Source organism: Kineococcus siccus, assembly GCF_009906795.1.
GTDB classification, from domain to species: Bacteria; Actinomycetota; Actinomycetes; order Actinomycetales; family Kineococcaceae; genus Kineococcus; species Kineococcus siccus.
Window position 1 is genome coordinate 1 of record NZ_JAAALN010000200.1, and the last position, 7,778, is coordinate 7,778.

A 7,778-nucleotide genomic window follows, 5' to 3' on the forward strand; every position below is an offset into this window, starting at 1 on the left:
CCCCCAAGGTCATGCTCGTCCCCAACGCCTACCCACCCAGTTCGCGGGGTGGTGTCGAGACCTACGTGACCCTGCTCGCCGCCGAGCTGACGGCGCAAGGGCTGCACCCCCTGGTGCTGCACCCCTACCGCGACCTCACCGTCCCCGACTACGACCAGCAGCTCGACGTCGTCGACGGCGTCGACGTCCTGCGCGTCAACCGGCCCGAGAACCTGTGGCACCAGGAGTTCGGCGATCCCCGCTTCGAGCGGCTGTTCGCCGAGGCCATCCGTGAACACGGCGTCGACGTCGTCCACTTCCACCACCTGTGCGACGGCCTGTCCCCCTCCCTCGTGGAGGTCGCCCGCAACGCCGGGGCCCGGACCGTCGTCACCCTGCACGACGGGTACGTGTCGTGCGCCAAGGGCCATGCCGTCGACGCGGCCGGGAAGCCCTGCAGCGGAGCGGAGTCCGTGGACAAGTGCGTGTCGTGCCTGGGTGGTGGCCCGCACGCCCCCGGTCCCGTCCGCCTCCAGCTCACCCAGCGGGCGGAGGTGCGCAACCGCGTGATGGCCGACGCGCTGGGCCAGGCCGACCTGGTCACCGCACCCAGCCGGTACATCGCCGACCTGACGAGGCGGGCACCTTGGGCGGCCTCCATCCCGATCGAGGTGCGTCCTCTGGGGCTGGACCTCGAGTCGTTCCGGGGTGCCCGCACGCCCGCGCGACGCCGACGACCCGGGGACCGGCTGCGCGTGGTCGTGATGGGCAACGTCCGCGTCCACCCCTCCGGCACCGACACGAAGGGCGGACTGCTCGTCGCCACTGCGGCGCAGGCTCTCCCGGCCCTGGACGTCCACGTCCACGGGGGAGTCGACGACACCTTCCGCACCGTCTTCGCGCAGGTCCCCTCGGTCACCGTCCACGGACCGTACGAGGCGCACCGCCGCGCCGAGATCCTGGGGAGCGCCGACGTCCTGCTCATCGCCTCCCCCGTGGAGAGCTTCTGCTTCGTGGCGCGCGAGGCCCTCGCGCTCGCGGTCCCCGTGGTCACCAGCGACGGCGGTGCCCTCACCGAGGCGGTCCGCGACGGTGTGGACGGCCTGACGTTCCGCGCCGGCGACGTCGAGGACCTCGTCCGCGTCCTCGCCCGGCTCGACGGCGACGAGGACCTCCGCCTGCACCTCGCCGACGCGGCGCCCCGCATGGTCGCGATCAGCGAGGACGCCCGGGGCTGGCGGCAGACCTACGGCGAACTCGCTCCGTCGCGGGAGCCCCGGCCGGCGACGAGCTCCCGGCTGGCGGTGGTGGTCGCGTCCCTGCCCGGTGACCCCACCCTGACGGCGACGCTCGAGGCGCTCGCCCGGCAGGACTGCGACTCCGCCGCGTTCGAGGTGCTCGTCGTCGACGCCCCCCCGGGTGGGTCGCCTGCGGCGTGGGCCCGCGGACTGGCCGGGACCACGTCCGAGCTGCTCGTCGTCGTGGACGCGGGAGACCTCCCCGGCCGGGGCTTCGTGCGGTCGCACCTCGAGGGCCACGCTCGGCACCCCGCGGCCGGCGACGCCGTGGTCGGCTGGGCCGCGCTCGACGTCGAAGCCCTCAACGACGCGGCGGCCCGGGTGGCGTTGCGCACCGACCCGTCCCTCATCGACGGCGGCGAGCACGTCCTCGACGCCGCGGTCCCCGACCTCGCGGTCCCGCCGCGGCTCGGCTCGCTGCACCGCGACCTGCTCCGGCGCGCCCTCGCCGAGGGGGTCCCGGCCGACGCCCCCGAACTGGCCCTGCGGCTGCGCGGCGAGGGCCTGCGGGCCTGGTTCCACCCGGGCGCGCGGCGCACGGTCTCGCTGACCGCGACGGACCCCCGGGCCGACGGCGCCGCCGCCTGGCGCACGCTCGCCGGACGGTCCGACGAGGTCGTGGCGATCGAGCTGTCCCTGGACCACCTGTCCGCGCGGTGGGCCGGCGCCGAGGGCGGGCTGCCCACGGCTCGAGCGCACGCCGACCAGCTGCGGGAGCTGCCCCTGCCGCACCTGCGCGCCTCCTCGGCGACCCTCCCGGACGGGCGCACGGTCCCCGCCTCCGACGTCCTCCTCGACGCCTTCGAGGCCCTGGCCGAGTACGAGCGGCTCCAGGGCGCCGTCCAGGCGGCGGCCGAGGTCGACCGCGGCGAGACGGTGCGGGCGGGGTGAGCCGTTCACCCGAACGGCTCAAGGACGAACCCCGTCCGGCCGATGACTCCGCCATGCAGACCACCGGGTCCCCGCTCAGTCCGCGCGTGTCGGTCATCATGCCGGTGCGCGACGGGGCGCAGTTCCTGGCCGAGGCCATGACCAGCATCCTCACGCAGACCGAGACGGACCTGGAGCTGCTCGTCGTCGACGACGGCTCGACCGACGACAGCGCCGCCATCGCCTCGTCGACCGGCGACCCGCGGGTCCGTGTGCTGAGCGGCAACGGCAAGGGTGAGGGGGCTGCGCGCAACATCGGCCTGGACAACGCCCGGGGGCGCTGGATCGCCTGGCACGACGCGGACGACGTCGCTGTCCCTCATCGGCTCTCGTCCCTGCTGGCCGCAGTGGCCGGCGGAGCCGACTTCGCCCACTCCGACATGGTCTTCGTCGACGCGGCGGGCGCGACGACGGGCTACCTGCGCTCGAGCGCGATCCCGCGCGAGCACGTGCTGCCCTTCTTCCTGCGTGAAGGCACCCCGTTCAACAACCCGACCATGCTGATCCGCGGGGCGCTCGTCTCCGAGCTCCGGTTCGAGGAGTCACTGGTCGTCGGGGTCGACACCGACTTCGTGCGCCGCTTCGCGCCGTACTCGACGGGTGTGCACGTCCCGCAACCCCTCACGCTCTACCGTCGCCACGAGGGCAGCATCTCCCTCGGTGCCGGGCCGGACGTCCTCTACCCCCACGTCGCGCACTTCCTCGACACCGAACCCCTGACGGCCCTCGTGCCCGAGGCGTTCCGGGAGTACCCGGGAACCGACGCGGACGCCGTGGCCGCCGCCGTCGTCGGTCTGTCGCTGTTCCGCCGCGGGTTCCCCCACGCCGCCGTCCAGTGGATCGAGCTGGCTCTCACCCGCTCCACCCCGGCCTGCGAGCCGGTCGTCGGTGCGGTCGTCGCGCTCGCCTCCGGCAACGCCTCCGAGGTCGTGCGGACCCTGCGGTCGTGCCGCGAGACCGCGCTGACGACGTGCCTGGTCGGCGACGCGCTGGCGCGAGCCGGGGACCTCCCCGCCGCCTCGACCTCGTACCTGCGGGCACTGGCGATCGACCCGCTGTCCTACGACGCCGTCGCCGGGCTACGCGCCACCGGCGGACGACTCGGTCTGCGCGTCGTGGACGACCCCCGTCGCCGCCTCCTGGGGGTGGGCGAGGCCTGAGCGTCGTCGAGCGAGCCCACGTGCCTCCGCGACGCCCCGCCTGAGAGCCGGCCGCGCACCGGCGTCCTCGCCGCGCGGGACCGCTCAGCGGGCGGCGGGCGGACGTGACCGGCGCGAGGCCGCCCACCGCCCGTCGGGCGCGGCCATCACCGGAAGATCGGGGTGGTGACGCCGTCGGCGTAGGCGGCCGCGATCGCGCAGGACTCCCGGTACTGGCGTCCGTCGAGGTCGCTGGAGATGTTGCTGCCCGCGACCGTCCCCGTGTCCATGAGGTTCACCGACGCGACGTCGTCCACGTAGACGAACAGGTACCCGAGGTCGGCGATGCGCAGCAGGAACTCGTAGTCCATCGCCCAGCGGCACTCGCGGGACGGCAGGTGGGCGTCGTAGACGCGTCGGCGGTAGTAGATGTTCTGCCACCCGACCAGCGTGCCGTGAGCCAGGAGGTTGCTGCGGGTGATCTCCTGCACGGGCGGTTTGCGGAGGTCGCACCGCTTCTCCGCCACGAACCAGGTGTAGGAGTTGAACCAGACGGCGTCGGCGTCGATCATGCCGAACGTCCCGGCCACCTCCTCGAGGATCGAGGGAGCCAGCCGGTCGTCACTGCCCAGGAACCCGACGACCTGCCCCCGGCAGGCGCCGAAGCCGCGGATGAAGGCGTCCGAGATCCCCTCGTCGGCCTGGCGGACCCAGCGGACCTCCGGGTAGGCGGCACACGCAGCCGCGATGATCTCGTGGGACCCGTCGGAGGACATCCCGTCCACGACGACGAGCTCCTTGTGAGGGTGCGCCTGGGCGACGAAGCTGTCGATCGCGGCCTGCAGGTGCTTCGCTCCGTTGAGGTTCGGGAGGATCACCGAGATCGACAGGCCACCTGACGCGGCGGCGACCCGCGTGCGTCCCGGCATCAGCTCAGCGTCCGGACCGCGTCGACCACGGCGGGGAGCGCATCGGCGATGTCGTAGTGGTGGTTGCCGAAGAACAAGCCGTCGCGGTCGACCTCCTCCGCGGCGGGCAGCGAGGCGGGCCACACCGCGTCCAGGTGGGCCATCACGGGGTTCTTGGTGAAGTTGCCCGCCACGATGGGGCGGCACTCGATGCCGTTCGCCGTCAGGGCGGTCACCAGGTCGCGCCGGCGTCCCGACAGGTTCCCCTGCAGGACGAGGGAGAAGCCGAACCAGCTGCTCTCGCCGATCTCCTGCTGCAGACGCACGCCCGGCTGCGCCCCGAGCGCCTCGGTGACCCTCTCGGCGTTGCGCCGCCGGCCGGCCACGATGTCGTCGAGCTTCTTCAGCTGCTCCTGCCCGAGGGCGCCCGACAGCTCGAGCGGTCGCACGTTGTACCCCGGCAGCACGAAGCGGAAGGAGTCCTCGAACGGGTCTCCGGTCTTGTCGTGCACGTGGTTCACGTCGGGGAGGTCACGCGTCCAGCCGTGGGCGCGCAGCGAGAGGAGGTAGTGGTGCAGGACCTCGTCGTCGGTGACGACCACCCCACCCTCCATGGTGGAGATGTGGTGGGAGAAGAAGGTGCTGTACGTGCCGAGGAGGCCGAAGGTGCCGGCCGCCCGGCCCTCGAACGTCGCGCCGAGGGCCTCGCAGTTGTCCTCGAACAGCACGAGGTCGTTCTCGGTGCAGATGGCCTGCAGGTGCGCGAAGTCGTTCGGGTTGCCGAGCAGGTTGACGGCCATGACGGCCTTGGTCGCCGGCCCGCAGGCGGCGCGGACCGCGTCGAGGTCGAGGTTGAGCGTCAGGGGGTCGACGTCGACGAACCGGAGCCGGAGGCCGTACTGCTGGAGCGGGTAGTACGTGGTGGACCAGGACACGGCCGGGACGATCACCTCGTCACCGGGGGCCAGGTCGACACCCGGGGCGAGGACCGCGGCGGCGACCGCGAGGAGGTTGGCACTGCTGCCGGAGTTGACCATGACCGCGTACCGGGCACCCACGGTGTCCGCGAAGGCCCGCTCGAAGGAGCGGACCTCGGCCCCCATGGTGAAGTAGCCCGACTCGATCACCCGCTGCATGGCCGCGCGTTCGGCGTCGTCCCACGTGGTGGTCGCCAGCGGGAGCCTCGTGGTCGTGACGGTCATGGGTGCCTCTCGAGGTAGTCGGCGTAGGCGAGGGCCATGCCCTCGCGGATGGGGGTGGCCGGCGCCCACCCGAACGGCTCCGCGAGCGCGGAGCTCATGAGCTTCTGGTGCATGCCCACCGGCTTGGTGACGTCGAACTCGAGGTACCCCGTGAAACCCGTGACCTCCGCGGCGTAGCGGTGGTAGTCGGCCACGGAGTGGTCGACCCCCGCCCCGACGTTCAGCAGCGGCGGGAGGTCGGCGAGGCGGTCGAGGACACGGATCAGGAAGTCCGCGAGGTCGTCGACGTAGGTGAACTCGCGGCGGGCGGAACCGTCGCCCCACACGCCGAGGGACGTCGCCCCCGACGTCACCGCCGTGTGGGCCTTGGCCAGCGCCGCAGCGACGAGGTGGGCCCGCCCGGGCTGGAAGTCGTCGCCGGGCCCGTACAGGTTGGAGGGGACGAGCACGCGGTAGTCGACTCCCCGCTCGGCGCTCACCAGCTGGCAGAAGCTCGCACCGGCGATCTTGGCCAGGGCGTATCCGTCGTTCGTCGGCTCCAGCGGCCCGGCCAGGACGTCCGTCTCGACGAGCGGCTGGCGGTGGTCCTTGGGGTACATGCACGAGCTGCCGATGTAGAGCACTTCGCGGACGCCCTGCTCGTAGGCGGCGGAGAGCAGGTTCGTGTCGACGCGCAGGTTGTCCATGAGGAACCCCGCACGGTCCGCTGCGTTCGCGGCGATGCCCCCGACCCGCGCCGCGCAGTGCACGACGGTCGTGGGAGCCACCTCGCGCAGGAGCTCGCGGGTCCGCAGCTGGTCGGCCAGGTCGGCGTCCTTGCGGCCCACGGGGACGAGGCGGTCGCCCGGCGCGGAGAGGACCGGCCAGCGGCGCTGGACCGCCCGACCCAGCATGCCGCCGGCACCCGTCAGCAGGACGGTGCGACCCCCGGTGGCGTTCAACGGTCGATCCGCACCAGTCGGCCGGCGAGCTCGTCCTCGAGGATGCGGCGGTCGGCGTCCACCATGAGCTTGGCGAGGTCCTCCCAGTGCGTCGACGCCTTCCAGCCGAACGCTGCCTCGGCGCGGGAGGCGTCGGCGACGAGGGCGTCCACCTCGGCGGGCCGGTTGTAGCGGCGGTCGTAGCGCAGGTGCTTGTCGAGGTCCAGGCCCGCGTGGGCGAAGGCCACCTCGGCGAAGTCGCGCACCGAGCCCGCGGTGCCGGTCCCGATGACCCAGTCGCCCGGGGTGTCGTGCTGCAGCATGCGCCACATCGCCTCGACGTACTCGGCGGCGTAGCCCCAGTCGCGGACGGCGTCGACGTTGCCGAGGAACAGCTCGGTCTGCAGGCCGGCGGCGATGCGGGCCACCGCGCGGGTGATCTTGCGGGTCACGAACGTCTCGCCGCGCCGGGGGGACTCGTGGTTGAAGAGGATGCCGTTGCTCGCGAACAGCCCGTAGGACTCGCGGTAGTTCACGGTCGCCCAGTAGCCGAACAGCTTGGCGACGCCGTAGGGCGATCGCGGGTGGAAGACGGTGTCCTCGTTCTGCGGGGGCGGGCTGGACCCGAACATCTCCGACGAGCTCGCCTGGTAGAACCGGGTCTCGACGTCCGCGGCGCGGATCGCCTCGAGCAGCCGGATCGTGCCCGCTCCGGTCACGTCCGCCGTGTAGTCGGGCATGTCGAAGCTCACGCGGACGTGGCTCTGCGCGCCGAGGTTGTACACCTCGTCGGGCTGCACCTCACGGAGCAGGTTGACCAGACCGGTGCCGTCGGTGAGGTCGCCGTGGTGCAACCACAGCGTGCGGCTCACCTCGTGCGGGTCCTGGAACATGTGGTCGAGGCGCTCGGTGTTGAAGCTGGAGGAGCGCCGGACCAGCCCGTGGACCTCGTAGCCCTTGGCCAGCAGCAGTTCGGACAGGTACGAGCCGTCCTGCCCGGTGATGCCGGTGATGAGGGCCTTCTTGGTCGCACTCACTTGGTCTCCTTCGAACGGCTGACTGCGCTCACTCGCTGCTGACGACGTCACCCCATCGGCGCAACGTGTCGGCACCTGAGTGGCTTCAGCGACCGTCGAGCGTGAGCCACCCTGGCGGCAGCAGGTCCCGGGTGTCGTGGTCGGCGCTGAACCACGGACGCGGGGCGATGGTCACGCCCGGCTGCTCCCGCAGGTGGGCGCCCCACCAGCTGAACGTGCTGTTGGCGATGACGGCGTGCGTCGCCCGCGACAGCAGGAGGAGGCTCTCGGCGGGCGGTGCGCCCGCGGGCGGGCGGATCACGGTCCGCGACCGGGCGTTGGGGGTGGGCACGTTGGCGTCGGCCCAGGCGGGGTCGTCCGAGAAG

General features: G+C 72.7%; 7 protein-coding genes. 2 read left to right on the plus strand and 5 right to left on the minus strand.

The window, feature by feature from the left end; translation table 11 throughout:
• Together GTR02_RS17650 and GTR02_RS17655 are read left to right on the plus strand one after the other, a co-directional pair.
• A partial coding sequence (locus tag GTR02_RS17650) for a glycosyltransferase (RefSeq protein WP_166608798.1) occupies nucleotides 1-2,168 on the plus strand: 2,168 nt, incomplete at its 5' end.
• A gap of 53 nt (nucleotides 2,169-2,221) precedes the next feature.
• Nucleotides 2,222-3,367, plus strand: a complete 1,146-nt coding sequence (locus GTR02_RS17655) for a glycosyltransferase family 2 protein (RefSeq protein WP_166608799.1) — start codon at nucleotides 2,222-2,224, stop codon at nucleotides 3,365-3,367.
• Nucleotides 3,368-3,513: 146 nt separating this feature from the next.
• On the opposite strand, the gene GTR02_RS17660 is transcribed toward GTR02_RS17655, so the two are convergent.
• The 5 genes from GTR02_RS17660 to GTR02_RS17680 form a co-directional block, all read right to left on the minus strand.
• Nucleotides 3,514-4,275: a glycosyltransferase gene (locus GTR02_RS17660; RefSeq protein WP_166608800.1), complete on the minus strand. Its 762-nt coding sequence runs from the start codon at nucleotides 4,273-4,275 to the stop codon at nucleotides 3,514-3,516.
• The gene (locus GTR02_RS17665) at nucleotides 4,275-5,456 is read right to left on the minus strand and encodes a DegT/DnrJ/EryC1/StrS family aminotransferase (RefSeq protein WP_166608801.1); all 1,182 of its coding nucleotides are present in this window, start codon (nucleotides 5,454-5,456) and stop codon (nucleotides 4,275-4,277) included. The genes GTR02_RS17660 and GTR02_RS17665 overlap by 1 nt, the downstream gene beginning before the upstream one ends.
• Nucleotides 5,453-6,397 (minus strand): NAD-dependent epimerase/dehydratase family protein, encoded by a 945-nt coding sequence (locus GTR02_RS17670; protein ID WP_205709530.1) that lies wholly within the window; start codon nucleotides 6,395-6,397, stop codon nucleotides 5,453-5,455. The genes GTR02_RS17665 and GTR02_RS17670 overlap by 4 nt, the downstream gene beginning before the upstream one ends.
• Nucleotides 6,394-7,413, minus strand: coding sequence for a GDP-mannose 4,6-dehydratase (gene gmd / locus GTR02_RS17675; RefSeq protein WP_166608802.1), 1,020 nt, complete (start codon nucleotides 7,411-7,413; stop codon nucleotides 6,394-6,396). Before gmd ends, GTR02_RS17670 begins: the two co-directional genes overlap by 4 nt.
• An 85-nt stretch (nucleotides 7,414-7,498) precedes the next feature.
• Nucleotides 7,499-7,778: alpha-1,2-fucosyltransferase (locus GTR02_RS17680; protein ID WP_205709531.1), on the minus strand; the 280-nt coding region annotated here is incomplete at its 5' end.